Genomic DNA, 25,259 nt, shown 5'->3' with positions numbered 1-25,259 from the left:
GGGCGCGCTGCCAGCCCTTAGCAGCCCTTACCAGCCCTTGGTCTGCGGCGCGGCCGGCGCGGTGGCGGGACGCTGGCCACCCGGGGTGCCCGTGGGCGCCTTCAGCGGCGGCGCCGGCACGATCGGCGTCTGCGGATACATCTTCTGCCAGCGCGACTTCAGGCCGTTGGCGATTTCGGCGTGGTTGTAGCGTTCGGCAAAGTCGATCACGGTCATGCCCTGCTGGTTCTTCAGGCGCATGTCGGCGCCTTCGTCCAGCAGCAGCTTCACGGTCTCGATATGGCCGCCGCGCGCGGCCATCATCAGCGGCGTGCTGCCGTTGGGCGACTCGGCGTCGATATACGCGGCATGGTCGACCAGGTACTTGACCACGTTGTTATGGCCGTTGGTGGCCGCGTAGTGCAGCGGGGTCCAGCCGGTCTTGTTGATCTCGGCCTCCATCTCGTCGACCATCAGCTTGACCATGTCGAGCTGGCCCTGCAGCGCCGCCATCATCAGCGGGGTCTCGCCGGCGGGGTTGGCCTTGTCGAAATCGATGTCCTTGGCGCGGATCAGCACCGTCGCCGCCTTGAGCGACTTCTCGCGCAGTGCCAGCACCAGGGCCGGGTTGCCGCGGCTGTCGACGATATTGGGATCGACGCCCTTGGCCAGGAGCTTCTTGACGGTATTGGCGTCGTCGAATTCGACCGCCTTGCGCATGTCGTCGGCGGGCGCCGCCTGCGCCAGCGTGGCCGCCGCGAGCACCAGGGCGCCCGCTGCGCGGCGGACAAACTTCAGGTCAAACATGAGCATTCCTGTCGATGTGCTTGAATAGGTTAAAGAAATTCTCCGTAGTCTGCTCCGCCACCTGCGCCACCGGCTCCCCGCGCAGCTGCGCGATGAACTCGCCCACGTGGCGCACCCACGCCGGCTCGTTGGTCTTGCCGCGGTATGGCACCGGCGCCAGGTAGGGCGAATCGGTCTCGATCAGCATGCGGTCGAGCGGCACCTTGCGCGCGGTTTCCTGCAGGTCGGCGGCGCTCTTGAAGGTGACGATGCCGGAAAACGAGATATGGAAGCCCTGGTCCAGCGCCTGGCGGGCGACGTCCCAGGTTTCGGTGAAGCAGTGCATCACGCCGCCGGCTTCGCCCGCGTTTTCCTCGCGCATCACGCGCAGCGTGTCGTCGGCGGACGAACGGGTATGGATGATCAGCGGCTTGCCGGTCTGGCGCGCGGCGCGGATATGGTTACGAAAGCGTTCGCGCTGCCATTCCATGTCGGCGATGCTGCGGCCGTTCAGGCGGTAGTAGTCCAGCCCGGTCTCGCCGGTGCCGACCACGCGCGGATGCGCCGACAACGCAACCAAACGCTCGACGGATGGGTCCTCGCCCTCTTCATAGTCGGGGTGCACACCGACCGAGGCATACAGGTTGGGATGCTGCTCGGCCAGCGCCAGCACGCGCGGGAAGTCCTCCAGTGTCACCGAGATGCACAGCGCATGCGTGACCTGGTTGGCGCGCATGTTGTCCAGCAGTTCGGGCAGGCGCGCGGCCAGCTCGGGGAAATCGATATGGCAGTGGGAATCAACAAACATGGGAAATCTCTGGTTCTCGGCTGCTCAGGCCTGCTGCTCGCCATCCACGCGGCGGCCGAGGATGATCAGGTCGCGCTCGACGCCGTCCAGCACGGCCACGCGCGGCAGGTCGCCCCAACGGGTAAAGCCCATCGCGTCGAACAGGCCCAGGCTGGGGGCATTGTGGCCAAAGATGAAACCGAGCAGCGTATTCACGCCAACGGCGGGCGCATGGTCGATGGCCTGCTGCAGCAGGTAGCGGCCCAGCCCCTGGCCGCGGCGCTCGGCGTCCAGGTAGATCGAGACCTCGGCAGTACCGCCATAGGCCGGGCGGCCATAGAAATCGGAGAAGCTCATCCAGCCGGCCATGCGGCCATCGGCATCCTCGCACACCCATAGCGGGCGGCGCCCCGGCTGGTGGGCGTCGAACCAGGCCTGGCGCGAGGCCACGGTGACGGGTTCCGTGTCGGCGGTGACCATGCGCGAGGGCACGGTGCTGTTATAGATCGCCACGATGCCCGGCAGGTCGCGGGGCTCGGCAATACGCAGGGAAAAACGGGAAGAATTCATTAACAATCAATACACTGCGAAACGATCTTCGCAATCTTCATAAGGTTTGGGTGGGCCGTCCGGACTCCAGCAGCTTGCCCAGGATTTCCTCCACCGCACGGCGCAGGTTGCGCCCGTTGTCGTCGTCGGGGAAGTGTACGCCGACGCCGGGGGTCTTCATCGGCGTGCCCGCCGGGGTGATCCAGGCCACCTGGCCTGCGATCTGGTACTTCTGCGGCCGGTCCAGCAGGGACAGCACCAGGAACACTTGCTCGCCCAACCGGAACGGCCGGTTCGACGGCACGAAAATGCCGCCGCGCGCCAGGAAAGGCATATAGGCCGCGTACAGTCCGGCCTGGTCCTTGATCGACAAGGACAGCACATTGGGACGCGATGCGGCGCCGCTGCCGGTCGGCGCGCCCAGCGGGGCGGCCGGTGGTGCCCCGGTCACTGCAGTGTTCATGGTTGACCCCCTGAATGACGATGTTGCTTTGTTGTTTTGGCTTTGTCCTGCAATGGCGCTGCCTTATCGGAACAGCTATCGGAACAGCTATCGGAACAGCTGCCGGTACTCCAGGAATACCGCTTCCATCACCAGCCGCGCCGCCAGCGGATGGTTCTCGCTGCGGCGGTGCGCGGTCAGCCGCGTCGCATACGCCTGCAGCCGGTGCGCGTCGGTTGCCGCGGCACAGCGCGCCAGCGCGACGCGCTCCTTGGGGAAATACCGCGGCGCGGTGCTGCCGGCGGCATCCAGCCGCAGCTTCAGCAGATCGTACGTCCAGCGCTGCAGGATGCCAAGCACGGCGGGCACCGGCAGCTTCTGCAGTTGTTCGGCGGCGGCGGAGGCGTCGAACGCGGCGCCCGCACCCAGCTGGCTGACCAGCAGGCGTTGCAGCGGTTGCTCCTCGGCCTCGGCCGCGTGCAACGCCGTCAGTGGCGAGCCGCCGGCCTGGGCCAGCTGCGCTTCGGCATCGGCAACGCCCTGGCGCTGCAGCCACGCAAGCGCGGCCTCCGGCGTCGGGCGTTGCGCCGAAAACTGGCGGCAGCGCGACAGGATGGTCGGCAGGATACGGTCGAGCCGATCGGTCACCAGCAGGAATACGGTCGACGGCGGCGGTTCCTCCAGCGTCTTCAGCAGCGCGTTGGCGCCCTCGGTCTGCAGCGCATCGAGCGGATACACCACCACCACGCGCAGGCCGGCCCGGTGCGTGCCAACGCCAACGGCATCGATCAACGCGCGTACCTGCTCCATGCGGATGATCTTGCTCGGCGCTTTTTTCTTGCCGCCTTCGTCGGTATCGGGCTCGGCCGAGGCGTCCAGCGCCTCCGGGCGCACCACGGTGAAATCGGGGTGGTTGCCCTGGCTGAACCAGTGGCAGGCCGCGCATTGGCCGCAGGGCTGGCCGTCAGGCAGCGCTGCCTCGCACAGCAGCCCCTGGGCGAAATGCAGCGCCAGGTCGCGCTTGCCGATGCCTTGCTGGCCATGGATCAGCAGCGCATGCGGCAGCCGTTCGCGCAGGATGCCGAGCCGTTTCCAGTCTTCCTTCTGCCAGGGATAGAGCATGTGAATCAGTGGGTTAGCCGCGGTATTTGACGTATTGGCTTAGCAGACCGCGTTATTGCGGGGCGCGCAACAGTGCAAGGCGCCGCCATCATCGTCTGCATATGGTTCTGCCTGATCAAAGGCTTGCGATGATTTGTTCAAGTTCCTCGCGAATCGCCTCGATGCTGCGCGTGGCGTCGATCACGCGGAAGCGCCCCGGCGCCGCGGCGGCACGGCGCAGGTACTCATCGCGGGTGCGCTGGAAGAACGCACGCGATTCCGCCTCGAACTTGTCCGGCGCACGGGCCCCGGCCAGCCGCTCGCTGGCGGTTTCCAGCGGCACGTCGAACAGTAGCGTCAGGTCCGGCTGGAGCCCGTCCTGCACCCATTTTTCCAGGACTTCCAGCCGCTGCGTCGGCAGGCCCCTGCCCCCGCCCTGGTAGGCAAAGGTCGCGTCCGTAAAGCGGTCGGAGATCACCCATTCGCCGCGCGCCAGCGCGGGAGCGATGACCTCGGCGATATGCTCGCGCCGCGCCGCGAACATCAGCAGCGCCTCGGTCTCGAGGTGCATTTTCCGGTGCAGCAGCAGCTGGCGCAGGTCTTCGCCCAGCGGCGTGCCGCCCGGCTCGCGGGTGGTGACGACTGCGGGAATGCCGGCGCGCTCACGCAGCCTTGCCGCCACCCAGTCGATATGGGTGCTCTTGCCGGCGCCGTCGATGCCTTCGAAGGTGATGAATTTTCCGCGCATGGAATGCCTATTTGCCGCGCTGGTATTTGTCGACCGCGCGGTTGTGTTCAGGTAGCGAGTTGGAGAAATGGCTGCTGCCGTCGCCGCGGGCGACGAAGTACAGCGCATCGGACGGCGCCGGCGCGGTGGCCGCCGCCAGCGAGGCCAGGCCCGGCAACGCGATCGGCGTGGGCGGCAGGCCGGTGCGGGTGTACGTATTGTACGGGGTGTCGGCCTGCAGGTCGCGCTTGCGCAGGTCGCCGTCAAAAGCTTCGCCCAGGCCGTAGATCACGGTCGGGTCGGTCTGCAGCATCATGTTCTTGCGCAGGCGGTTGATAAACACCGCGGCAATCATCGGGCGCTCGGCTGCCTGCCCGGTTTCCTTTTCCACGATCGATGCCATCACCAGCGCTTCGTACGGGGACTTGTACGGCAGGTCGGGCGCGCGTGCGTTCCAGGCCTCGTTGAGGCGGCGCTGCATGGCGCGGTAGGCGTGCTTGTACAGGTCGATATCGCTGCTGCCGCGCGCAAACAGGTAGGTGTCCGGAAAGAACAGCCCCTCGGGCGAAGTCTCGGCGGCGCCGATCGCCTTCATCAGCTCCGCGTCGGACATGTCGCGCGTCTCGTGGCGCAGCGCGGGGCTGGCATCGACCGCCGCGCGCATCTTGCGGAATTCCCAGCCCTCGATCACGGTGACCACATAGTGCGTGACTTCGCCACGCACCAGCTTGCCCATCACGGACAGCGGCGTGGCGCCGGTCTCGAATTCATAGCCCCCGGCCTTCAGGTCGGGGCCGTGCCCGGTCAGGCGCACCAGCAACGCGAACAGCCGCGGATCCATGCCGACGCCGCCGCGCTGGATCTGACGGCCGACGCTGGCCACGCCGGAACTGGGCTTGATCACCACTTCTACCGGCGAACGGTTCAGCGCCAGCGGGTGATTGGCCCACCACGCAAAGCCGCCGGCTGCCGCCAGCGCGAGTACCAGGACGGCCAGGCCCAGGCGAAGGAAAAAACGTTTCATGTATCAGGATCAGGGGCGAGACGGCGGCGCGGGTGGTCCAGGACAGTGCTTACCGCCCTCCGAACGCCCTCGGAGCGCTGTCGCACCGCCGCAGCGGCGCCGGCCCCGGCCGAAAATCTCGTAGCCCCATATAATAACCGGCAGCCTCGCACCGACCATGCGCGGCGGCTCCGGCGCCGCTTGCGCACCCCGGCCGCGCGCGCCGCCATCGGTGCCTTTCCAACCCGCTTTGTCCCGACAATCCGTCCCGACGATCGCCACAATTTCGCAATGCCAGTGATGAATGCCCAAGCCCCGGAACTCGCCGCCAGCCTTGAATCCTTGCAGGCCGGCGGAATCGTCTGTGCCCCCGCCGGGCTCGGACTGATCCGCGTGGCAGGCGACGATGCCGCCAGCTTCCTGCACACCCAGCTCACCAATGGGGTTGAAGACCTGGAGCCGGGCACCGCGCGCCTGGCTGGCTACTGTTCGCCCAAGGGGCGCCTGCTGGCCACCTTCCTGATGTGGCGTGATGCCGAAGGCATCGTGTTGCAGCTGTCTGCCGATATCCAGCCTGCGGTGCAGAAGCGACTGTCGATGTTCGTGTTGCGCGCCAAGGCCAGGCTCTCCGATATCTCGCCCACCAGCGCCGTCATCGGCGTGGCGGGCGCCGGTGGCGCAGCCGCGCTGGCTGCCGCAAACCTGCCGACGCCGGAAGCCGCCTTTGGCGTGGCCGAGGCTGACGGCATCACCGTGATCCGCCTGCCGGACGCCGCCGGCCAGCCGCGCTGGCAACTGGTGGTGCCGGCCGGGCGCGCCGACGCCGTGCGCGCGGCGCTCGCCGGCAAGCTGCACGAGGCGCCGCCGGCGCTGTGGGACTGGCTGGAGGTGCAATCCGGCCTGCCCCGCATCGTCGCCGCGACGCAGGAACAGTTCGTGCCGCAGATGATCAATTTCGAACTGGTCGGCGGCGTGAATTTCCGCAAGGGCTGCTACCCGGGCCAGGAAATCGTGGCGCGCAGCCAGTACCGCGGCACGCTCAAGCGCCGCATGTGGCTGGTGCAGGGCGACGGCGAGGTGCCGGCGCCCGCCGCGGAGATCTACCGGCCGGAAGATCCCGGCCAGCCGTGCGGCATGATCGTCAATGCCGCGCCCGCGCCGCAGGGCGGCTGGGCCGGCCTGGCCGAGCTGAAGATCGACGCCGCCGGGAGCACGCTGCGGCTGGGCAGCGCAGAAGGCCCGGCGCTGGCGACTGCCACCCTGCCTTACGACGTGCCGCTGGGCGATGCTGCCCAGGCGGCGGGCTGACTTTTTGAAACGGGGCCCCTCCATGAGCGACCACCTGTTCGTCTATTTCCGCGTGCCCGAAGCCGCCGCCGCCGAAGCGATGCCGCTCTGGCACCGCTGGATGGAGACGGTTGCCGAGGCGACCGGAATTGGTGGTACGCTGATGCGCAGGCCCGAGACCCGAGCCGGCTTGCAGACCTGGATGGAATGCTACGCCGACGTGCCGCCCGCCTTCGATGTCACGCTGGCCGGCCTGTGGCGCCAGAGCGGGCTGGACCAGTGGGTGGACGGCGAGCGGCAGGCCGAACACTTTATCGACCTGGACGTGCTGTAGCGTCCGGGAACCGCCGAAACGCGAAGTACGCCGGGACTACCGCGCCCCCCAGCGCCCCCGTCGGCAAAGGAAGTCGAACGATGTGCCTGATCCTGGTTGCCTGGCAATCCCACCCGGACTATGCCCTGGTCGTCGCCGGCAACCGCGATGAATTCTATGTCCGCCCCGCGGCGGCCGCGCACTGGTGGCAGGAAGCGCCGCAAGTGCTGGCCGGACGCGACCTGGCGGAAGTCATCGGCGAGCCCGGCACCTGGATGGGCGTCAATGCCGACGGGCGGTTTGCGGCGCTGACCAACTACCGCGCCCCTTCCGAGAAACGCACGGATGCGCGCTCGCGCGGCGAACTGGTGGCTGGCTTCCTGCGCGGCCACCATGCGCCGTTTGATTACCTCGACGGGCTGGCCGGCGAGGACGGCTGCTACAACGGTTTCAACCTGCTCGCCAGCGACCTGCGCGAACTCTGGTGGTACAGCAACCGCTCGGCCTCGCGCCAGCCGCAGAAGCTGCGGCCGGGCCTGTACGGGTTGTCCAATGCACTGCTCGACACCCCCTGGCCCAAGGTGCGCAGCCGCGTGGGCGCGCTGGCCGAGGTGCTGGCGCGCGACAGCGGGCGGGCCGATGCCAGTGCCGAGCCATACCTGCGGATGCTGGCCGACGAGCGCCAGGCGGCGGATTTCGAGCTGCCTTCCACCGGCGTTGCGCCGGAGTGGGAGAAACTGCTGTCGTCGGCGTTTATCCGCTCGCCGTCATACGGCACCCGCGCCAGCACGGTGTTGCGCGTTCGGCACGATGGCCGCTTCGACCTGAGCGAACGCAGCTTCGACGCCACTGGCCGCATCGGCGACGTGTCCTACCACGGCAAGCTGAACCTGTCGCGCGACACCGGCATCGTGCAAACGCCGCGGTACTGACGGTAGCGGGCGCTCAGCCCGCCAGCCGCTTGCGCATCTCGATATGCGGGATGCCGGCCTCTTCGAACTCCCCGCCAAACTGGGCAAACCCCGCGCGCGCATAGAACGGCGCGGCATGGGTCTGGGCGTTGAGCACCAGCTCCGGATAGCCCAGCTGCGCGGCCTTCTCCATCAACGCCTGCAGCACCTGCGCCCCGACACCGGTCCCGCGCGCCGCCTTGAGCACGGCCATGCGGCCGATATGGCCGTCGGGCAGCAGCCGGCCCGTGGCCACCGGGGTGCCGTCCTCGGCCAGCGCCAGTGCGTGCCAGCTGGGCTCGTCCCATTCATCCCATTCCAGTTCCACCGGCACGTTCTGTTCTTCGACGAACACGGTGTAACGGATGGCGCGCGCGCGCTCACGCGCTTCGGACCAGGGGCAGATCAGGACAGTGACTGGCATGTTGGCTAGGGTCAGGCTGGAGCATTCGTAGGTGTCCGGCTTTGCGATCCCGGACGGGCGCCCATGATACGCCAACCCAAAACAAGCGACGAAGCACCAAAGTGGAGCATTTGCAACCCCAATCCTTCACAAATCGCACCATACTAGGGTTTTCCCGGGATCGGCATCGCTCTAGCAAATTTGTATGATGACCTGATTACCGAATAACCCGGGGAATCCGCATGTTCCAGAAAGTCCCTGCCCGCGCCCTGACCGACAACGTCGCCGAACAACTGCTGGACAAGATCCAGAACGGCGCCTTTGCCCGCGGCGACAAGCTGCCCACCGAAGCGGTGCTGTCCGAGGAGTTCGGCGTCAGCCGCACCGTGGTGCGCGAGGCGATTTCCCGGCTGAAGTACGAAGGCGTGGTCGAGTCGCGCCAGGGCAGCGGCGTGTTCGTGACACTGCAGGCCGGCATCCGGCCGCTGCGCATCGACTACACCGACACGGGCACGCTGGAATCGGTGCTGCAGATCGTCGAGCTGCGCCGCGCGATCGAGGCCGAGGTGGCCGCGCAGGCCGCCCGCCGCCGCACCGATGCGTCGATGGCCGCCATCGATGCCGCGCTGGCCCGCATCGACGAGGAAGTCGAGCAAGGCGGCGACGGCGTGGCCGCCGACGTGGCCTTCCACCGCGCCATCGCCGGCGCCACCGGCAACCCCTACTTCCTGAAGACGCTGGAATTCCTCAGCCAGTACCTGGAAGCCGCGACCCGTGTGACCCGTACCAACGAGGCGCGCCGCGCCGACTTCTCGCGCCAGGTGCGCGAGGAGCACCAGGCCATCGTCGCGGCGATCCGCGCCGGCGACCCGCTGGCCGCGCGCAATGCCGCGCAGAACCACATGTACAACGCCGCGCGCCGGCTCGCCCAGCTGGGTGCCGATGAAAACGCGACCAGCGGCGATGACGCCGCCACCATCCGGGGTGCGTCCAACTGACGCTACCCGCACCATTCGAGCATTTCCCGTATCAGCTTCAGGAGTCCCTCTATGTCCAGGAATATCGGCGTCATCGGCCTTGGTGCCATGGGCTTTGGTGTCGCGCAGTCGCTGCTGCGTGCCGGTTTCAACGTGCACGCCTGCGACCTGCGCCCCGAAGTGCTGCAGCGCTTTGCCGATGCCGGCGGCGTGCCGTGCGTCTCGCCCGCCGAGCTGGGCAGCCGCTGCGACGTGGTGCTGACGCTGGTCGTCAACGCGCAGCAGACCGAGGCCGTGCTGTTCGGCGCTGAAGGCGCCGCTTCCGCCATGGCGCCGGGCAAGCTGGTGATCGCCAGCGCCACCGTGCCGCCGGGCTTTGCCGAGACCCTGGCCCGCCGCCTCGCCGAGAAGGGCCTGCTGCTGCTGGACGCCCCGGTCTCCGGCGGTGCCGCGCGCGCCGCCAGCGGCGAGATGACCATGATGACCTCGGGCCCGGCCGAAGCCTATGCGCTGGCCGAGGACGTGCTGGCCGCCATCGCCGGCAAGGTCTACCGCCTGGGCGCCGCGCACGGCGCGGGCTCCAAGGTGAAGATCATCAACCAGCTGCTGGCCGGCGTGCATATCGCCGCCGCGGCCGAGGCGATGGCGCTCGGCATGCGCGAAGGTGTCGATCCGGACGCGCTTTATGACGTGATCACGCACAGCGCCGGCAACTCGTGGATGTTCGAGAACCGCGTGCCCCATATCCTGAAGGGCGACTACACCCCTCTGTCGGCCGTCGACATCTTCGTCAAGGACCTGGGCATGGTGCTCGACACCGCGCGCACCAGCAAATTCCCGCTGCCGCTGTCGGCCGCCGCGCACCAGATGTTCATGATGGCCTCCACCGCCGGCCATGGCGGCGAGGACGATTCGGCGGTGATCAAGATCTTCCCGGGCATCGAGCTGCCGGGCAAGGCTGAATAAGGAGCACCGACCATGACCGCGCTCCTGGGCTGTATCGCCGACGACTTTACCGGCGCCACCGATCTCGCCAACACGCTGGTGCGCAATGGCATGCGCACCGTGCAGACCATCGGCGTGCCTGAAGCGGGCACCGCAGCCGATATCGGCGACGCCGATGCACTGGTGGTCGCGCTGAAGTCGCGCACCATCCCCGCCGCCGAAGCCGTGGCGCAGTCGCTGGCCGCGCTGCAATGGCTGCGCGCGCAGGGCTGCCGCCAGTTCGTGTTCAAGTACTGCTCCACTTTCGATTCGACCGACGCCGGCAATATCGGCCCGGTCGCCGAAGCGCTGCTGGGCGCGCTGGACAGCGACTTCACCATCGCTTGCCCCGCCTTCCCCGAGAACGGCCGCACCATCTTCCGCGGCCACCTGTTCGTGGGCGATGCGCTGCTGAACGAATCGGGCATGGAGCACCACCCGCTGACGCCGATGACCGATGCCAGCCTGGTGCGCGTGCTGCAGCGCCAGAGCCAGAGCAAGGTCGGGCTGCTGCGCTATGACGCCGTGGCGCGCGGCGCGCAGGCCACGGCCGACCGCATCGCCGCGCTGCGCACCGATGGCGTGCGGCTGGCGATTGCCGATGCGGTCTCGGATGCCGACCTGTTTACGCTGGGCGAAGCCTGCGCCGGCCTGCCGCTGATCACCGGCGGCTCCGGCATCGCGCTGGGCCTGCCCGGGAATTTCCGTCGCGCCGGCCTGCTGCCGCAGCGCGGCGATGCCGACGCGGTCCCCGCCATCGACGGCCCGGGCGTGGTGCTGGCGGGCAGTGCCTCGCGCGCGACCAACGGGCAAGTGGCCCGCTGGCTCGAGCAAAGCCGCCCGGCGCTGCGCATCGACCCGCTGGCGCTGGCGCGCGGCGAAGCCGTGGCCGACACCGCGCTGGACTTCGCCGCCTCGCACGACGAGCCGGTGCTGGTCTACGCCACCTCCAGCCCCGACGAGGTCAAGGCCGTGCAGGCCGAGCTGGGCGTCGAGCGCGCCGGCCACCTGGTCGAGCAATGCCTGGCTGCGGTCGCTGCCGGCCTGCTCGCGCGCGGCACGCGCCGCTTTGTCGTCGCCGGCGGCGAGACCTCCGGCGCCGTGGTGCAGGCGCTGAACGTACGCGCGCTGCGCATTGGCTCGCAGATCGCCCCCGGCGTGCCGGCCACGGTCACGCTGGGCGCCACGCCGCTGGCGCTGGCGCTCAAGTCGGGCAACTTCGGCGGCCCGGACTTCTTCGACGAAGCGCTGCGACAGCTGGGAGGTCAGTGATGTCCACGGAAAGCCAGCTGCGCGAAGAGATCTGCCGCATCGGCGCCAGCCTTTACCAGCGCGGCTACACCGTCGGCTCGGCCGGCAATATCAGCGCGCGGCTGGATGACGGCTGGCTGATCACCCCGACCGATGCCTGCCTGGGCATGATGGACCCCGCCGCGGTCGCCAAGGTGGCCACGGACGGCACCTGGGTATCGGGCGACAAGCCGTCCAAGACGCTCACGCTGCATCGCGCGATCTACGACAACAACCCCGGGGCACACGCCGTGGTGCACACGCACTCGACACACCTCGTGGCCCTGACGCTGGCCGGTGCCTGGCAACCGGACGACGTACTGCCGCCGCTCACGCCGTACTACGTGATGAAGGTCGGCCATATCCCGCTGATTCCCTATCACCGGCCCGGCGATCCCGCGGTCGCCGCGCGCGTGGCCACGCTGGCCGCGCAGGTGCGTGGCGTGCTGCTGGAGCGCCTTGGCCCGGTGGTGTGGGAATCCAGCGTCTCGCGCGCCGCGTTCGCGCTGGAAGAACTGGAGGAGACCGCGAAGCTATGGATGATGATGAAAGACACGCCGGGCTTCGCCGCCCGCGCGGCGCTGCCCGACGGCGCACTGGCTGAGTTGCGCGACGCCTTCCAGGCGCGCTGGTAGCACAGCCACCCGTTTTTTCCGACTGACCACGGCCATACGCATTTAACCGGCGCGGTTGCCTTGCGGCCACCGTGCGGGGCACGCGCACGCCTGCGCTTCGCGTGGCCGCAACCCATTACTAGACCAGACTCACCCTACCCGGAGACCACCGATGCCATCCAACCAACCGGCGGCCAGCGCGCCCGCCTTCGACAGCCTGGGCGGCAACGCCCGGCTCGACACCGACACCCAGATCGAGAAACGCGCCTACAACAAGGTGTTCTGGCGCATCATGCCGTTCCTGATGCTGTGCTACGTGATCGCCTACCTCGATCGCGTCAACGTCGGTTTCGCCAAGCTGCAGATGGGCCAGGACCTGGCCTTCTCCGAGACCGTGTTCGGCCTGGGCGCCGGCCTGTTCTTTATCGGCTACTTCCTGTTCGAGGTGCCCAGCAACCTGCTGATGCACAAGATCGGCGCGCGCATCTGGATTGCGCGGATCATGATCACCTGGGGCATCATCTCGGCGCTGTTCGTGTTCGTGCAGACGCCGACCCAGTTCTACGTGATGCGCTTCCTGCTCGGCCTGGCCGAGGCGGGCTTCTACCCCGGCGTGATCCTGTACCTGACCTACTGGTACCCGGCCAACCGCCGCGCCAAGATGATCGCGCTGTTCATGTCGGGCATTCCGGTCGCCGGCATGTTCGGCAACCCGCTGTCGGGCTGGATCATGGATGCCTTCAACGGCACGCATGGCATGAGCGGCTGGCAATGGATGTTCCTGCTGGAAGCCCTGCCCGCGCTGGTGATCGGCGTGGTGACGGTCTTCGTGCTGCGCGACGGCATCGACAAGGCACCGTGGCTCAGCGCCGATGAAAAGCGCGTGCTCAAGCGCAATGTCGAGGAAGACCAGCAGAAGGCCGGCGCCGCCGCCGGCCAGGCGCACGGCCACTCGCTGGGCGCCGTGTTCAGCGACCGCCGCGTGTGGTGGATGTGCCTGATCTACTTCTGCTTCGTCACCGGCCAGTACGCGCTGACGTTCTGGATGCCCACGCTGGTCAAGGCCAGCGGCGTCACCGGCAACCTGAAGATCGGCCTGCTCTCGGCGATCCCGTTCATCTGCGCCATCGTCGTCATGAACATCCTCGGCCACAGCGCCGATGCGCGCCAGGAACGCCGCTGGCACCTGATCGTACCCGCGCTGATGGGTGCGGTGGGCTTTGCCATTGCCGCCTCGTTCACCAACAATACGACCGTGTCCATCGCCGCGCTGTCGCTGGCCGCTGCCGGGGTGCTGACCTGCGCACCGCTGTTCTGGTCGCTGCCCACCGCGTTCCTGTCCGGCATTGCCGCCGCTTCCGGCATCGCCGTGGTGAACTCGGTCGGCAACCTGGCCGGCTTCGTGTCGCCGTACATGGTCGGCGCGCTGAAGGACCTGACGCACAGCACGCAGCTGCCGATGTACGTGCTGTCCGCGATCCTGATCGTCGGTGCCGTGCTGGTGTGGCTGACGCCGGCTAAACTGGTCAACCGCTGATACCGCTGATACCGCTGATACTGCTGATATCCGGCCGGCCCGGTCGCGCAACTGCGACGGGGCCGGCTCCGTCTTACGCTCTGGAGTTCCCATGCCGCGCTTCGCCGCAAACCTCTCGATGATGTACAACGAGCACGCTTTCCTGGACCGCTTCGCCGCTGCCGCGGCGGACGGCTTCCAGGCGGTGGAGTACCTGTTCCCGTACGAGCACCCCGCCGCCGAGCTGCGCGCGCGCCTCGATGCGAACGGTCTCACGCAGGCGCTGTTCAACGCCCCACCGGGCGATTGGGCAGCCGGAGAGCGCGGCCTGGCGTCGCTGCCGGGGCGCGAGGCTGAATTCCGCGACGCCGTCGGCCGCGCGCTGGAATACGCCGGGGTGATCGGCAATGACCGCGTGCATGTGATGGCAGGCCTGGTGCCGGCCGACGCCGACCGCGCGCGCTACCGTGCCAGCTATCTGGAAAACGTCGCTTTCGCCGCGAAGGCCGCCGCCGCACAGGGCGTGACCATCGTGCTGGAGCCGATCAACACGCGCGACATGCCGGGCTATTTCCTGAACCGCCAGGACGACGCGCAGGCGATCTGCAAGGAAGTCGGCGCCGCCAACCTGAAGGTGCAGTTCGACTGCTACCACTGCCAGATCGTCGAGGGCGATATCGCGATGAAGCTCAAGCGCGACATGCCCGGCATCGGCCATATCCAGATCGCCGGCGTGCCCGAGCGCCATGAGCCTGACCTGGGCGAGCTGAACTACCCGTACCTGTTCGACCTGATCGACACGCTCGGCTACCAGGGCTGGATCGGCTGCGAATACCGTCCGCGCGCCGGTACCTCCGAAGGACTGGGCTGGCTCAAGCCTTACCTCGGCCGCTGACACAGAACAACCACTGATCTCTTGCCATGAACGTACTGATTACCGGCGGCGCCGGCTTCCTCGGCCTGCAACTCGCCCGCCTGCTGCTGCAACGCGGCACCCTTAACCTGGACGGCAATGCCGTCGCCTTCGACCGCCTGACGCTGCTCGACGTGGTCGCGCCGCAAGGTCTGGACGATGCACGGGTGCGCGTGGTCACCGGCGACCTGTCCGACCCGGCGGTGCTGCGCCAGGCCATCGACCAGGACACCGGCGCGGTATTCCACCTCGCCGCCGTGGTCAGTGGCCAGGCCGAGGCGGATTTCGAACTGGGCATGCGCGTCAACCTCGACGCCTCGCGCGCGCTGCTCGAAACCTGCCGCGAACTCGGCCACAAGCCGCGCGTGCTGTTCACCAGCTCGGTCGCCGTCTATGGCGGCGAGCTGCCGCCGGTGGTGCAGGACGACACCGCGCTGAACCCGCAATCGTCGTACGGCGTGCAGAAGGCGATCGGCGAACTGCTGCTGTCGGACTACAGCCGCCGCGGCTTCGTCGACGGTCGCGTGCTGCGCCTGCCCACCATCAGCGTGCGCCCGGGCAAGCCCAACGCGGCGGCCTCGTCGTTCGCCAGCGGCATCATCCGCGAGCCGCTGTCGGGCGTGGCGGCCAACTGCCCGGTGGCACCGGAGACCAAGCTGTGGCTGCTGTCGCCGCGCGCGGCGGTGGCGGCGCTGGTCAACGGCATCGAACTGGCCGGCGAACGCCTGGGCAACCGCCGCGTGGTCAACCTGCCGGGGCTGTCGGTGACGGCGGCGGGCATGGTCGATGCGCTGCGCCGCGTGGCCGGCGATGCTGTGGCGGATCTTGTGACGTGGGAACGCGAAGAGCGCGTCGAGAAGATCGTCGGCACGTGGCCGGCGGCGTGGAATGCCGAGCGGGCGCTGTCGCTGGGCTTCGAGAGCGATGCCAGCTTTGATGCGGTGATCCGGGCTTATATGGAAGATGCCGGGGTGGGCAAGTAAGAAGTTGCTGCTTTCGTTATGACGACGCCCTACATCTGCTGAAGAACGGTTCCCTCTCCCGCTTGCGGGAGAGGGTTCGTGACATGCGCAAGCGTCAAAGCCCGCGAGGCTCTCATGGCTGCTCGAAGTAGCGCGTTATCCGCAGTTTCAGGAATGGAATCTTGGCAAACGCTTTGCGCGTGCTCACGGACGTTTCGCCGCCCATGCCAATCGTATAAAAGGCACCATCGCGGCCAGTGAAGGCTCCCTCGCTGGTTTGCCAGCCACAGCACGCGAATCTCAACGGCTTCACGTGGGCAAATCGGATCAGCCAGTTCTCCACCTTCGCAATATCTTTTCCTTCGACGCGGTACACCGCCTCCAGCCTATCCATACCGGGATCGCTACTCCTGACCGGCTCACAACTGACGAATCTTACGTCGGGTCGTTGCAAGCCAAGCCGGCTCATAAAGTCGCCGCAAACAAGATGCGGCGCTGCTTCTTCTGATGCCGTTGCATTTCCGAGTATTGCAATCAGGCACAGCAGAAAAACCCACTTCATATTGTCACCTCGAGCAGTGCAACATATCTTCCGTTGCTACCCGACAATCGGTTTGAAATAAGAAAATCATAAACGATATTCCATCGCTCGATATCGTACACAGTGACGCAACCCTCCGACAGGTGACCGATATGGACATAGCGGGATGAATTCCCGATCTTTCCATCCAACTCGATCGGAAACCAAACATCGTTTGCCTTGATCCGCCCAGGGAAACTGTCACGATAACCACGGGTCGAAATATTTGCATGAGAAGTATCGGGTGCCATGATTCGATGAATGCCTTGGGGAATTGGGAAAAAGGCTCCATTCCACAGGCTGTTGAGAGTCACCCGGATAGCCTGCCCCCTTACGTTCAACGTCGCCCATTGCTGCAACAACCGACCTTTAAACGGCGACACCTCCTCCTTTCGTGGGCCATACTTTATCCTCACGGTCTCCATTCTGTTAGCGGGGGCGGATTTCACCAAATGCTTTGCGGCGTTTTCTTCGGACAGGCTCGCCGTTTTACCAACACTGGCGCTCCATCCATCAGCGACCTTGAAATGGGTGCGCCCATTCTCTGTTTTCACCATTGTCACCTTGGTATATTCGCAGAGAAAATCAAAGCCACCATCGGCCAAGGCGATTCTTAGCCAACCGTATGTATTCTCATCCAGTTTTACGTAGCGCGTTTCGACGATGACAGCATGCCGGCTGCCGTCACGGGAATTCGTTGTAGCGACATTGTTCCGCATGAAATTTGACATGACTTCACTCATACCAATTCGATCGTGAGCTTGCTCGGACCATCGGTGCTAATCCGACTCGCTTCACCGGCCTCGTTGGTCATGCCCTCATGAATCCATCCATTTTCTGTGGTGATTTTGTAGCGCTGGTGGGCCACTGGATAGCCATCCTCGTCCACTAGAACGATTAGCTCGTCGCATTTATGACTGCCCGTATAACTGGTTTCACCAAGAATCGTGGAGGGCCCAGGGTTGGTAGCGATGCTGCGGCCTAGCCGGTTTACCTCGATGGTGAAATCATGTTGCGATGGCAGCACGACCGGCTTCGTTTGGCACCTGCAGTAGACGTGCGCACCACTGACCAATACCTGCTTTCCGCCAATATCGAAAGCTGGGTAGCAGTCATTCATCACAGGACCGCCAGCTTTACAGACTGGGCAGGTTGCGTAGTCACCTTCCACACCTATCGTCGTGTCATGGTGGAAGACGCTGCGGCCCGTGGCGACAAGTACGCCACTAGTGCTGGTCTTGTCTCCGTTCCGGAGTGCGTAGCGAGTATCTGGCATCATTGCTCCTCGTGCGAAATCGGCTTTTACCGAATATCAGTGGGCCGAAATCGGCGACGAGAAGCAATCGGAAACGTCCTATTTGCAGTGACTTTTGCAAAGAACTGGAGCTAAGGCGTGGGCGCCGACAGGATGGTGGCGCCTCTGGCCAGTCACATGGCCGGCTTCACCACCTCATACCCTTCGATAATCTCCCGCACCACCCCCGGGATCGCCGCCGACTGCTGCGTCGCCGGGTCCGCGCACACATAGACGATTTCACCGGTGATCAGGTGCTCGTCGCCCCGGTACATCTCCACCCGGAACAACATGCTGGACCGCCCCAGCCGCGCCATGCGCCCTCGCAGTTCCAGCTCATCGTCAAACCGCGCCGACGCGTGATATTCAAGCGTGGACTTGACCACGAAGATATCCACGCCATGCGCGTGCAGCACGTCCTCCGGATAGCGGATCCCCAGCGCACGCCAGTACTCGGTCACGCAGATATCGCAATAGGTCAGGTAGTGCGCATTGAAGACGATCGACTGGGGGTCGACTTCGGACCAGCGCACGCGCAGCGGGATGGTGTGGCGGAACTCCTCTTTGGCCATTGACATGGTCTCCTTGGTTGCTTGCCTGAGCGATGCATAGCATCAGGCCGCCGTCCCGCCGGCACAGGGCCGGCAGGCGCGGCGGCCTGGCTGAATGGAATCGGCGCTGGCTTACTGCGGCTTGGCCAGGCCAAGCTTCTCGATGATCGCCTTTTCCTTCTTGACGGTTTCGGCCGCGAACTGTGCGTACTGCTGGCTGTTCATGTAGAACGGCTCCATGTCGAACTTGGCCAGCGATTCGCGGTAGTTGGGCATTTCCATCGCCTTCTTGAAGGCGTCATGCAGCTTCTGCACGATCTTCGGGTCCGTGCCCTTGGGCGCGACCAGGCCGAACGGCGAGGTCTGCACGATCCCCATGCCCAGTTCCTTCAGCGTCGGCACGTTGGGGAAGCGCGCCGAGCGCTTTTCGCCCCAGGTCGACAGCAGGCGCAGCTTGCCCTGCTCCACGTATGGCGCCCAGGCCGGCGTATCGGCCACCGACATCACGTGGCCGCCCAGCAGTGCCTGCATCGATTCCGCATTGCCCTTGTAAGGGATGTGCGAGAACTGCACGCCCTGCTTCAGCGCCAGCTCCTCCATGGTCAGGTGCAGCGTGGTCATGCTGCCTGGCGTGCCATAGGTCAGCTTGCCCGGATTGGCCTTGGCGTAGGCGACGTACTCCTGCATGGTCTTGATCGGCGAATCGGCCGGCACCACCAGGCCGAACGAATAGCCGGCGAGGTTGATGATGTAGTTCAGGTCCTTGACCGGGTCCCAGTTGATCTTGGTGGTGTACGGCAGGCGGTAGACCGGCATGGCGACCTGCGCCAGCGTGTAGCCGTCGGGCGCGGTCGCCTGCATCATCTGCGCGGGCAGCACGCCACCGGCGCCGGGCTTGTTCTCGACGATCACCGGCTGGCCCAGGATCTTGGACGCGTTCTCGGCCAGGACGCGGAACGGGATGTCGGTGGAGCCGCCGGCGGTATAGCCGATCACCAGGCGGATCGGGCGCTGCGGGAACTTGTCGGCCTGTGCCTGGGCAGGCATGGCGGCCAGGCCGATGGCTGCGGTGGCGGCGGCGAGGCCCGCGCGGGCGAGGAAATGGCGGCGTTGCATTTGACTAGGTCTCCTTGTGCTGCAAGTCACTGCTGAAAATTGTCGGTGCTGCTTTTTTGTGTTCAGGGCTGGTCGAATGCTGTGCGCAGCGCGGCAACGGCGTCGGCATGCGCCTGCGCCACCGCCGGCACGAACCGGCCCAGCTTGAAGAAATCATGGATCATGCCGGGGTAGTTCGCCAGCGTGGCCGGCACGCCGGCGGCGCGCAGCTTGGCGCCGTATGCGACGCCTTCGTCATGCAGCGGGTCGTAGCCCGCCACCGCGATCCACGCCGGGCACACATTGCGCACATCGGCGCCGGTGCCCCCACCGTCCAGCGGGGCAAAGCGCCAGTCGTCGCGGCTGGCTTCCTGGTCCAGGTACTGGGAGAAGAACCAGCGGATCATCCCGGCGGTCAGCAGGTAGCCCTCGGCCAGCGCGCGGTGCGATGGCGTGTCCTGGCGCGCGCAGGTGCCGGGATAGAGCAGCATCTGCAACACGGGCGCGAGCCCTGCGTTGCGTGCCTCCACCGCGCTGGCCGCTGCCAGCGTGCCGCCGGCGCTGTCGCCGCCCAGCGCGATGCGGGCCGGGTCGGCGCCCAGCCGCCCGGCTTGCGCAAAAATCCAGTGCAGCGCGTCGAACGCGTCGTTGACCGCGGTGGGAAAGCGCCATTGCGGTCCGAGGCGGTAATCCACGGACAGCACCATGCAATCGGCCTGGCTGCACAGCAGCCGGCACAGCGCGTCGTGCGAACTGACGCTGCCGACCGTAAAGCCGCCGCCATGGAAGTACACCAGCAGTGGCAACGGCTCGGCCCAGCTGGCCTCGCGCGGCGTGTACAGCCGCGCCGGGATGGCATGGCCATCACGCGCAGGCACGTGCAGGTCTTCGGTCGTGTGCACGGCGGGCGGGCTGATGTCGAGGATCGGCGCGCTTTTCTCGTAGGCGATCTTGGCGTCCTCCGGATCCAGTGCGTTGATCGGCGGCCGCTTGGCGCGGGCGATCAGTTCCAGCAGCTGCGCCACCTGCGGGTCAAGCGGCGCCGACGGCAGGCCGGGCGTTGGGTTGTCGGAAGACGGTACGGCGGACATGAAGAAATCAGTTAAATCCGAACTCCGGCTGCAGCGGCCGGCGTGTCGCGGACGCCGCCCGCATCGGTGGAAGTTCGAATAGTGAACGATCGTTCGATTTTAGTATGATGCCAGATGTTTCTGAAACGAGGCAGTACGAGATAACCCCAAAAGCCTCACGCCAGCCTGCCACGCGGCCAGTTTTTGCGCGATGATCGGCTGACGCGCGGCACGGGGCCACGACAACCCATTGAAACCGAAGGCGGCGCACCTGGCCAGTGCCTTACCCGGACCCCAGATCGCGGCAGAACCCTGCAGGAGACAAACAAATATGGCGTTTATCTACTATCTGACCAACATCCACCTGGATTTCGGCGCAGTCAGCCTGCTCAAGTCGGAGTGCGAACGCATCGGCATCCGCCGTCCGCTGCTGGTGACCGACAAGGGCGTGGTCGCCGCCGGCGTGGCCCAGCGCGCCATCGACGCGATGCAGGGGCTGCAGGTCGCGGTGTTCGACGAGACGCCGTCGAACCCGACCGAGGCGATGGTGCGCAAGGCCGCCGGGCAATACCGCGAGGCCGGCTGCGACGGGCTGGTGGCGGTGGGCGGCGGATCGTCGATCGACCTGGCCAAGGGCATCGCCATCCTCGCCACCCACCCGGGCGAGCTGACCACCTATGCCACCATCGAAGGCGGCAGCATCAAGATCACCGACCAGGCCGCGCCGCTGATCGCCGTGCCCACCACCTCGGGCACCGGCAGCGAAGTGGCGCGCGGCGCCATCATCATCCTGGACGACGGACGCAAGCTGGGCTTCCACTCGTGGCACCTGCTGCCCAAGTCGGCCATCTGCGATCCGGAGCTGACGCTGGGCCTGCCCGCGGGGCTGACCGCTGCCACCGGCATGGATGCGATCGCGCACTGCATCGAGACCTATCTCGCCCCCGCCTTCAACCCGCCCGCCGACGGCATCGCGCTGGACGGGCTGGAGCGCGGCTGGACCCATATCGAGCGCGCCACCCGCGACGGCCAGGACCGCGACGCGCGGCTGAACATGATGAGCGCATCGATGCAGGGCGCGATGGCATTCCAGAAGGGCCTGGGCTGCGTGCATTCGCTGTCGCACCCGCTGGGCGGGCTGAAGATCGACGGCCGCACCGGCCTGCACCACGGCACGCTCAACGCGGTGGTGATGCCGGCGGTGCTGCGCTTCAACGCCGACGCGCCCACGGTGGTGCGCGACGACCGCTACGCGCGCCTGCGCCGCGCCATGCATTTGCCCGACGGCGCCGATCTCGCGCAAGCCGTGCATGACATGACCGCGCGCCTGGGCTTGCCCACCGGCCTGCGCCAGATGGGCGTCACCGAGGACATGTTCGACAAGGTGATCGCCGGCGCGCTGGCCGACCATTGCCACAAGACCAACCCCAAAGAAGCCAGCGCGGCCGATTATCGGCGTATGCTTGAGCAATCCATGTAGTACGTAGCAGCAAGATGGCCCGCCGGCACCGCGGCGGGCGCGCTCTCAAACCAGGAGACGACATGACCGGCGAGCACCTGCAGGTAGTCCATGGCGACATCACCCGGATGGAAGTCGATGCCATCGTCAACGCGGCCAACAGCGGCCTGCTGGGCGGCGGCGGCGTTGACGGCGCCATCCACGGGGCCGGCGGCCCCGCCATCATGGAGGCCTGCCGCGCGATCCGCGACGCGAACGGCGGTTGCCCCACCGGCGAGGCAGTCATCACCACCGGCGGGCGCCTGCCCGCGCCGTACGTCATCCACGCGGTCGGGCCGGTCTGGCACGGCGGCGGGCAAGGCGAGGACGAACAGCTTGCCGACGCCTACCGCAACAGCATCCGCGTAGCCACGCAGCACCACCTGCGCACGCTCGCCTTCCCCAATATCAGCACCGGCATTTACGGCTTCCCGCGCGAGCGCGCGGCGGATATCGCCATAGCCGCGGTGCGCGAGGCACTGGCGGCAGCGCCCGAGATCGAGCAGGTGACCTTCGTCTGCTTCGACGACGAGAACTACCGCCTGTACCGCGAGCGCCTGGCCTGACGCTGGCCGCCGGGGCCTGCGTCAGAACTTGTGGCGCAGGCCTGGGCGGAGCACAGCCTGGCCGTCGTCGGCTAGCCCGCTGGCAATGCGCTGCGGATCAGCAGGTTGACGTGCTCCGGCTGCTCGTGGACGACCCAGTGGGTGCCGTCCGGGATGCGCTCCAGGCGCAGGTCCGTGACAAAGTCCTCCAGGCCATCGAGCAGGGATTTCGGCAAGGCGCGGTCGCGTTCGCCCCAGATCACCAGCGTCGGCACGCGGATGACAAACCTGGCCGGATCCAGCTGCGACAGGTCCGGTCCCGCTTCGCCATCGCCGGGCGGCCGCATCGGCGAGGCGCGGTAGAAGTTGACGCCGCCGGCCAGCGGATGCACGCCCTCTTCACCCTCTGCGCCCGGCTGCGACCACGCGGCGTGGTAGCGCTCGCGCGTCTCCGGCGTGTACCACGCGGCCGGCTTGCCGTCGGCATCCGCCAGCATGCGGTCCAGCAGCGCGAAGTCGTTGGCGGCCAATGCCCTTTCCGAGCCGGACTTGCGCAGCCAGTTCATGTAGGCGGAAGCGGCCTGCTGCTCCGGATCGGTGGCCAGCGCGCGCGCGAACAGGTACGGGTGCGGCGAGTTGATGATGACGAGCTGGCGCACGAGTTGCGGGAACTGGATCGCCAGGTTCCAGCAGATCGCGCCACCCCAGTCGTGCGCGACAACGATGGCCTGGTCATAACCCAGTGCGCCGATGAACTGCACCAGGTCTTCGACGATATGGCGCGGTCGGTAGGACGCTACGTCGCCCGGCTTGCTCGACAGGTTAAAGCCGCGCAGGTCGGGCGCGACGGCGAAGTGCGTGCGCCCGAACTCGGCCAGCTGGGCTTCCCATTCGTACCAGAATTCGGGAAATCCGTGCACGAACAGCATCAGCGGCTTGCCGCGCTCGCCGGCGCTGGCGTAGTGCAGACGGGTGCCGTTGGACAGGCTGGCGTACTGCAGGTGCCGGATCACGGCGGCGGGGGCGGCCATGGTGGTCTCCATGTGCGTGGCTCCTCGTTGGTAGCGTTGGCGTGTCAGCCGCGCAGCGCGGCAACGAGGCCCGCACGGACTTCGGGCTTGTCGGCAAAGGGATCGCCGGGGTTGCGCGGCCCGACGATGTCCTCGAAGCGCTGGCGTACCGGCGCCAGTGCCTGCGGATGCGAATAAATATAGAAGCTATCGGCGCGGATGGCATCGAAGGTTTGCTGCGCGACCTCGGCCGCGGTCACCTTGCCGGAACCGACCGCCTTGTCCGACAGCGCCTGCGACACCAGCTGCGAGCGCGTCGGCGGCGTCTGGTTGGCCAGCTCCGCCGGCCGGTTGCGCTGCGACTGGTTGATGCCAGTGGGCACGAAATACGGGCACAGTACCGAGCAACGCACCTGCTCGCTGACCAGCCCCAGGTCCTGGTACAGCGTTTCCGACAGCGACACCACCGCGTGCTTGGACACGTTGTACACGCCCATCGCCGGCGGGTTGAGCAGTCCTGCCATCGACGCGGTGTTGACGATATGGCCCTGGTACGATGGGTCCTTCTCCGCGGCGGCCACCATCAGCGGCGTGAAGATGCGCACGCCGTGGATCACGCCGTAGAGATTGACGCCGAGCACCCATTCCCAGTCCCGCAGCGAGTTTTCCCAGAGCAGTCCCCCCGCGCCCACGCCAGCATTGTTGAACAGCAGGTTGACCTGCCCGAACGCCTCCATGGCGGCATCGGCCAGCGCCTGCACCTGCTCGGCGCGCGACACATCGGTGCGCAGCCCGATCACCGGCACGTTGCGCGCCTTGAATTCGGCCACGGTCGCGTCCAGCGCGTCTTCCTGCACGTCGGCCAGCACCAGCTTCATGCCGAGATCGGCGCCGATGCGGGCAAATTCCTTGCCAAACCCCGAAGCACCACCGGTGATGACGGCTACCTTGTTGGAAAAATCCTTCATGTCGTCTGTCCTGTCGCGTGAAATCTGTAGGTGGATGGCCGCGCGCAGCGACGCAGCGCAGCGCCGGTTCAGGCGGCGCGCTGCACCTGGTAGCCCTGCCGCGGGAAATGCACGTTGAGCGCGCCGGCGCGCGGGTCCTGCCGGCGCAGCGTGACGCGGTGCGGGCCCAGTGCCAGCAAGACGCCTGCCACCGGGTCGCGTGCGTAGTCGGTGGGCGTGACCGTGACCGGGTCGCCCTGCTGCACGCCTTCACCCTCGCGCACGCCTTCTTCGAGCGCCACCGGGTCGGCGCTGCGCGCCACGCCGATGGCCTGCTCGCCGTCGATCACACGGGGACGCCCGTGGCCGAAGGCATTCATGCGCGCATACCAGGCCTGCAGCCTGGGATACGCCTCCAGCATCTGCGCCAGCGCGCCGGCGCGGCGGATAAACCAGAGGTTGTGGTACAGCGAAAAATCCGCCACCGACAGCAATGGCCCGGCGACATGCTCGACGCCGGCAGCAAACTGCGTTTCCACTCTGCCGAAGGTTTCATGCAGCTGCGCGGTGGCCTCGGGCAACGGCATGCGCAGCGCGTTGGTGTCGCCCCGCATGGCCTTGCGGTCGGCGACAAACGCCTGGATCTGCGCCGGCGACAAATGGCCCAGCATGCTGGCGACGCCGGCCGGCTGGAACACGTAAGTCGCGGCGGCAGTGAACAGCGCACTGTCGAACCACGCCGCCATCATGCGCGCCGCCGCGGCCTGCACGGGCGGATACAGCGGCGCGGATGGCGCCAGCGCGTCGATGACCTCGCAGATCAATGCCGTGTCGCAATAAATGTCGGCGCCGACCTGCATCACCGGCGTGCGCCGGTAGCCGCCGGTCAGCGACAGCAGGTCGGGCTTGGGCAGGATGGCGGGGATTTCCACCGCCTGCCATGCGAGGCCCTTGGCGCCCAGCAGCAGCCGGACTTTTTCCGAGAACGGCGAGGTTGCGTACTGGTGAAGAATGATGTCTGCCATGCGAGCCACCTCCCTGTCAGTGGAACGACTGCAAGAATGGCCGCCAGCCGGCGGCCGTGCT

General features: G+C 66.8%; 29 protein-coding genes. 12 read left to right on the top strand and 17 right to left on the bottom strand.

The annotated features are described in order from the left end of the window. Positions 1–27: 27 nt before the first annotated feature. The 7 genes from CTP10_RS06835 to mltG form a co-directional block, all read right to left on the bottom strand. A complete protein-coding gene (locus tag CTP10_RS06835; protein ID WP_116320955.1) occupies positions 28–786 on the bottom strand; it encodes an ankyrin repeat domain-containing protein in 759 nt (252 codons plus the stop codon). Next, the gene (locus CTP10_RS06830) at positions 779–1,573 is read right to left on the bottom strand and encodes a TatD family hydrolase (protein WP_116320956.1); all 795 of its coding nucleotides are present in this window, start codon (positions 1,571–1,573) and stop codon (positions 779–781) included. Before CTP10_RS06830 ends, CTP10_RS06835 begins: the two co-directional genes overlap by 8 nt. 24 nt (positions 1,574–1,597) lie before the next feature. Beyond that, positions 1,598–2,122 (bottom strand): GNAT family N-acetyltransferase, encoded by a 525-nt coding sequence (locus CTP10_RS06825; RefSeq protein WP_116320957.1) that lies wholly within the window; start codon positions 2,120–2,122, stop codon positions 1,598–1,600. Between the two features lie 37 nt (positions 2,123–2,159). Beyond that, positions 2,160–2,564, bottom strand: coding sequence for a PilZ domain-containing protein (locus tag CTP10_RS06820; RefSeq protein WP_116320958.1), 405 nt, complete (start codon positions 2,562–2,564; stop codon positions 2,160–2,162). Positions 2,565–2,651: 87 nt separating this feature from the next. Next, entirely contained in the window at positions 2,652–3,665 is a 1,014-nt protein-coding gene (locus CTP10_RS06815) for a DNA polymerase III subunit delta' (protein WP_116320959.1), read from the bottom strand. 115 nt (positions 3,666–3,780) lie between these two features. After that, positions 3,781–4,392: a dTMP kinase gene (gene tmk, locus CTP10_RS06810; protein WP_116320960.1), complete on the bottom strand. Its 612-nt coding sequence runs from the start codon at positions 4,390–4,392 to the stop codon at positions 3,781–3,783. Positions 4,393–4,399: 7 nt separating this feature from the next. Next, the gene (mltG, locus tag CTP10_RS06805; protein ID WP_116320961.1) at positions 4,400–5,395 is read right to left on the bottom strand and encodes an endolytic transglycosylase MltG; all 996 of its coding nucleotides are present in this window, start codon (positions 5,393–5,395) and stop codon (positions 4,400–4,402) included. 180 nt (positions 5,396–5,575) lie between these two features. Between mltG and ygfZ the strand changes: the two genes are divergently transcribed. The 3 genes from ygfZ to CTP10_RS06790 all read left to right on the top strand — a co-directional run bounded on the left by ygfZ (position 5,576) and on the right by CTP10_RS06790 (position 7,906). Next, positions 5,576–6,682 carry a CAF17-like 4Fe-4S cluster assembly/insertion protein YgfZ gene (gene ygfZ, locus CTP10_RS06800; RefSeq protein WP_376790636.1) on the top strand — a complete coding sequence of 369 codons (1,107 nt, stop codon included), beginning with the start codon at positions 5,576–5,578 and terminating at the stop codon, positions 6,680–6,682. 22 nt (positions 6,683–6,704) lie between these two features. Then, entirely contained in the window at positions 6,705–6,995 is a 291-nt protein-coding gene (locus tag CTP10_RS06795; protein ID WP_116320962.1) for a DUF4936 family protein, read from the top strand. A gap of 80 nt (positions 6,996–7,075) precedes the next feature. Continuing rightward, entirely contained in the window at positions 7,076–7,906 is an 831-nt protein-coding gene (locus CTP10_RS06790; protein ID WP_116320963.1) for an NRDE family protein, read from the top strand. 13 nt (positions 7,907–7,919) lie between these two features. Here CTP10_RS06790 and CTP10_RS06785 read toward each other — a convergent pair whose 3' ends face one another. Then, entirely contained in the window at positions 7,920–8,348 is a 429-nt protein-coding gene (locus CTP10_RS06785; RefSeq protein WP_116321070.1) for a GNAT family N-acetyltransferase, read from the bottom strand. 221 nt (positions 8,349–8,569) lie between these two features. On the opposite strand from CTP10_RS06785, the gene CTP10_RS06780 reads away from it, so the two are divergent. The 7 genes from CTP10_RS06780 to denD all read left to right on the top strand — a co-directional run bounded on the left by CTP10_RS06780 (position 8,570) and on the right by denD (position 15,604). Beyond that, positions 8,570–9,325, top strand: coding sequence for a FadR/GntR family transcriptional regulator (locus CTP10_RS06780; protein ID WP_116320964.1), 756 nt, complete (start codon positions 8,570–8,572; stop codon positions 9,323–9,325). Positions 9,326–9,376: 51 nt separating this feature from the next. Beyond that, a complete protein-coding gene (gene ltnD / locus CTP10_RS06775) occupies positions 9,377–10,270 on the top strand; it encodes an L-threonate dehydrogenase (protein ID WP_116320965.1) in 894 nt (297 codons plus the stop codon). Between the two features lie 12 nt (positions 10,271–10,282). Further along, the gene (otnK, locus tag CTP10_RS06770) at positions 10,283–11,560 is read left to right on the top strand and encodes a 3-oxo-tetronate kinase (protein ID WP_116320966.1); all 1,278 of its coding nucleotides are present in this window, start codon (positions 10,283–10,285) and stop codon (positions 11,558–11,560) included. After that, positions 11,560–12,213, top strand: coding sequence for a 3-oxo-tetronate 4-phosphate decarboxylase (gene otnC / locus CTP10_RS06765; RefSeq protein WP_063241854.1), 654 nt, complete (start codon positions 11,560–11,562; stop codon positions 12,211–12,213). Before otnK ends, otnC begins: the two co-directional genes overlap by 1 nt. A 151-nt stretch (positions 12,214–12,364) precedes the next feature. Beyond that, complete coding sequence (locus tag CTP10_RS06760) at positions 12,365–13,729, top strand: MFS transporter (RefSeq protein ID WP_116320967.1); 1,365 nt, start codon at positions 12,365–12,367, stop codon at positions 13,727–13,729. Positions 13,730–13,820: 91 nt separating this feature from the next. Further along, positions 13,821–14,603 carry a 2-oxo-tetronate isomerase gene (otnI, locus tag CTP10_RS06755; RefSeq protein ID WP_116320968.1) on the top strand — a complete coding sequence of 261 codons (783 nt, stop codon included), beginning with the start codon at positions 13,821–13,823 and terminating at the stop codon, positions 14,601–14,603. 26 nt (positions 14,604–14,629) lie between these two features. Next, complete coding sequence (denD, locus tag CTP10_RS06750; protein ID WP_116320969.1) at positions 14,630–15,604, top strand: D-erythronate dehydrogenase; 975 nt, start codon at positions 14,630–14,632, stop codon at positions 15,602–15,604. 112 nt (positions 15,605–15,716) lie between these two features. Here the strand turns inward: denD and CTP10_RS06745 are convergent, their stop codons facing one another. The 6 genes from CTP10_RS06745 to CTP10_RS06720 all read right to left on the bottom strand — a co-directional run bounded on the left by CTP10_RS06745 (position 15,717) and on the right by CTP10_RS06720 (position 20,194). Continuing rightward, on the bottom strand, positions 15,717–16,145 hold the full coding sequence (locus CTP10_RS06745; RefSeq protein ID WP_116320970.1) for a DUF4952 domain-containing protein: 429 nt from the start codon (positions 16,143–16,145) through the stop codon (positions 15,717–15,719). Further along, positions 16,142–16,894 (bottom strand): hypothetical protein, encoded by a 753-nt coding sequence (locus CTP10_RS06740; protein ID WP_116320971.1) that lies wholly within the window; start codon positions 16,892–16,894, stop codon positions 16,142–16,144. Before CTP10_RS06740 ends, CTP10_RS06745 begins: the two co-directional genes overlap by 4 nt. 8 nt (positions 16,895–16,902) lie before the next feature. Beyond that, positions 16,903–17,442, bottom strand: a complete 540-nt coding sequence (locus CTP10_RS06735; RefSeq protein ID WP_116320972.1) for a PAAR domain-containing protein — start codon at positions 17,440–17,442, stop codon at positions 16,903–16,905. 149 nt (positions 17,443–17,591) lie between these two features. Next, positions 17,592–18,029, bottom strand: a complete 438-nt coding sequence (locus CTP10_RS06730; RefSeq protein WP_116320973.1) for a YbgC/FadM family acyl-CoA thioesterase — start codon at positions 18,027–18,029, stop codon at positions 17,592–17,594. A 111-nt stretch (positions 18,030–18,140) separates the two neighbouring features. Next, a complete protein-coding gene (locus CTP10_RS06725; protein WP_116320974.1) occupies positions 18,141–19,124 on the bottom strand; it encodes a tripartite tricarboxylate transporter substrate binding protein in 984 nt (327 codons plus the stop codon). A gap of 62 nt (positions 19,125–19,186) precedes the next feature. Beyond that, positions 19,187–20,194: an alpha/beta hydrolase gene (locus tag CTP10_RS06720; RefSeq protein WP_116320975.1), complete on the bottom strand. Its 1,008-nt coding sequence runs from the start codon at positions 20,192–20,194 to the stop codon at positions 19,187–19,189. Positions 20,195–20,504: 310 nt separating this feature from the next. On the opposite strand from CTP10_RS06720, the gene CTP10_RS06715 reads away from it, so the two are divergent. After that, positions 20,505–21,653, top strand: a complete 1,149-nt coding sequence (locus CTP10_RS06715) for an iron-containing alcohol dehydrogenase (RefSeq protein WP_116320976.1) — start codon at positions 20,505–20,507, stop codon at positions 21,651–21,653. A gap of 62 nt (positions 21,654–21,715) precedes the next feature. Continuing rightward, the gene (locus CTP10_RS06710; protein WP_116320977.1) at positions 21,716–22,237 is read left to right on the top strand and encodes an O-acetyl-ADP-ribose deacetylase; all 522 of its coding nucleotides are present in this window, start codon (positions 21,716–21,718) and stop codon (positions 22,235–22,237) included. Positions 22,238–22,308: 71 nt separating this feature from the next. Here the strand turns inward: CTP10_RS06710 and CTP10_RS06705 are convergent, their stop codons facing one another. The 3 genes from CTP10_RS06705 to CTP10_RS06695 all read right to left on the bottom strand — a co-directional run bounded on the left by CTP10_RS06705 (position 22,309) and on the right by CTP10_RS06695 (position 25,198). Next, positions 22,309–23,259, bottom strand: a complete 951-nt coding sequence (locus CTP10_RS06705) for an alpha/beta fold hydrolase (protein WP_116320978.1) — start codon at positions 23,257–23,259, stop codon at positions 22,309–22,311. A 32-nt stretch (positions 23,260–23,291) separates the two neighbouring features. Then, complete coding sequence (locus tag CTP10_RS06700) at positions 23,292–24,194, bottom strand: SDR family oxidoreductase (RefSeq protein WP_116320979.1); 903 nt, start codon at positions 24,192–24,194, stop codon at positions 23,292–23,294. A 68-nt stretch (positions 24,195–24,262) separates the two neighbouring features. Beyond that, entirely contained in the window at positions 24,263–25,198 is a 936-nt protein-coding gene (locus CTP10_RS06695) for a glutathione S-transferase family protein (protein ID WP_116320980.1), read from the bottom strand. Positions 25,199–25,259 lie beyond the last annotated feature (61 nt).

Origin of the sequence: Cupriavidus sp. P-10, assembly GCF_003402535.2 — a bacterium.
Lineage (GTDB): Bacteria > Pseudomonadota > Gammaproteobacteria > Burkholderiales > Burkholderiaceae > Cupriavidus.
The sequence above is the reverse complement of the archived record's forward strand: the minus strand, read 5'-3'. Positions and strand labels throughout refer to the sequence as shown.

What these genes read in the sequence shown, in the direction of transcription:
- CTP10_RS06835 (WP_116320955.1), bottom strand. Translation starts at nt 786, where the DNA reads ATGTTTGACCTGAAGTTTGTCCGCCGCGCAGCGGGCGCCCTGGTGCTC.
- CTP10_RS06820 (WP_116320958.1), bottom strand. Translation starts at nt 2,564, where the DNA reads ATGAACACTGCAGTGACCGGGGCACCACCGGCCGCCCCGCTGGGCGCG.
- otnI (WP_116320968.1), top strand. Translation starts at nt 13,821, where the DNA reads ATGCCGCGCTTCGCCGCAAACCTCTCGATGATGTACAACGAGCACGCT.
- CTP10_RS06795 (WP_116320962.1), top strand. Translation starts at nt 6,705, where the DNA reads ATGAGCGACCACCTGTTCGTCTATTTCCGCGTGCCCGAAGCCGCCGCC.
- CTP10_RS06725 (WP_116320974.1), bottom strand. Translation starts at nt 19,124, where the DNA reads ATGCAACGCCGCCATTTCCTCGCCCGCGCGGGCCTCGCCGCCGCCACC.
- CTP10_RS06790 (WP_116320963.1), top strand. Translation starts at nt 7,076, where the DNA reads ATGTGCCTGATCCTGGTTGCCTGGCAATCCCACCCGGACTATGCCCTG.
- CTP10_RS06695 (WP_116320980.1), bottom strand. Translation starts at nt 25,198, where the DNA reads ATGGCAGACATCATTCTTCACCAGTACGCAACCTCGCCGTTCTCGGAA.
- CTP10_RS06710 (WP_116320977.1), top strand. Translation starts at nt 21,716, where the DNA reads ATGACCGGCGAGCACCTGCAGGTAGTCCATGGCGACATCACCCGGATG.
- CTP10_RS06780 (WP_116320964.1), top strand. Translation starts at nt 8,570, where the DNA reads ATGTTCCAGAAAGTCCCTGCCCGCGCCCTGACCGACAACGTCGCCGAA.
- CTP10_RS06785 (WP_116321070.1), bottom strand. Translation starts at nt 8,348, where the DNA reads ATGCCAGTCACTGTCCTGATCTGCCCCTGGTCCGAAGCGCGTGAGCGC.
- CTP10_RS06815 (WP_116320959.1), bottom strand. Translation starts at nt 3,665, where the DNA reads ATGCTCTATCCCTGGCAGAAGGAAGACTGGAAACGGCTCGGCATCCTG.
- CTP10_RS06715 (WP_116320976.1), top strand. Translation starts at nt 20,505, where the DNA reads ATGGCGTTTATCTACTATCTGACCAACATCCACCTGGATTTCGGCGCA.
- CTP10_RS06825 (WP_116320957.1), bottom strand. Translation starts at nt 2,122, where the DNA reads ATGAATTCTTCCCGTTTTTCCCTGCGTATTGCCGAGCCCCGCGACCTG.
- ltnD (WP_116320965.1), top strand. Translation starts at nt 9,377, where the DNA reads ATGTCCAGGAATATCGGCGTCATCGGCCTTGGTGCCATGGGCTTTGGT.
- CTP10_RS06745 (WP_116320970.1), bottom strand. Translation starts at nt 16,145, where the DNA reads ATGAAGTGGGTTTTTCTGCTGTGCCTGATTGCAATACTCGGAAATGCA.
- CTP10_RS06720 (WP_116320975.1), bottom strand. Translation starts at nt 20,194, where the DNA reads ATGTCCGCCGTACCGTCTTCCGACAACCCAACGCCCGGCCTGCCGTCG.
- CTP10_RS06735 (WP_116320972.1), bottom strand. Translation starts at nt 17,442, where the DNA reads ATGATGCCAGATACTCGCTACGCACTCCGGAACGGAGACAAGACCAGC.
- denD (WP_116320969.1), top strand. Translation starts at nt 14,630, where the DNA reads ATGAACGTACTGATTACCGGCGGCGCCGGCTTCCTCGGCCTGCAACTC.
- otnK (WP_116320966.1), top strand. Translation starts at nt 10,283, where the DNA reads ATGACCGCGCTCCTGGGCTGTATCGCCGACGACTTTACCGGCGCCACC.
- CTP10_RS06700 (WP_116320979.1), bottom strand. Translation starts at nt 24,194, where the DNA reads ATGAAGGATTTTTCCAACAAGGTAGCCGTCATCACCGGTGGTGCTTCG.
- CTP10_RS06830 (WP_116320956.1), bottom strand. Translation starts at nt 1,573, where the DNA reads ATGTTTGTTGATTCCCACTGCCATATCGATTTCCCCGAGCTGGCCGCG.
- tmk (WP_116320960.1), bottom strand. Translation starts at nt 4,392, where the DNA reads ATGCGCGGAAAATTCATCACCTTCGAAGGCATCGACGGCGCCGGCAAG.
- CTP10_RS06705 (WP_116320978.1), bottom strand. Translation starts at nt 23,259, where the DNA reads ATGGAGACCACCATGGCCGCCCCCGCCGCCGTGATCCGGCACCTGCAG.
- otnC (WP_063241854.1), top strand. Translation starts at nt 11,560, where the DNA reads ATGTCCACGGAAAGCCAGCTGCGCGAAGAGATCTGCCGCATCGGCGCC.
- CTP10_RS06730 (WP_116320973.1), bottom strand. Translation starts at nt 18,029, where the DNA reads ATGGCCAAAGAGGAGTTCCGCCACACCATCCCGCTGCGCGTGCGCTGG.
- CTP10_RS06760 (WP_116320967.1), top strand. Translation starts at nt 12,365, where the DNA reads ATGCCATCCAACCAACCGGCGGCCAGCGCGCCCGCCTTCGACAGCCTG.
- CTP10_RS06740 (WP_116320971.1), bottom strand. Translation starts at nt 16,894, where the DNA reads ATGTCAAATTTCATGCGGAACAATGTCGCTACAACGAATTCCCGTGAC.
- mltG (WP_116320961.1), bottom strand. Translation starts at nt 5,395, where the DNA reads ATGAAACGTTTTTTCCTTCGCCTGGGCCTGGCCGTCCTGGTACTCGCG.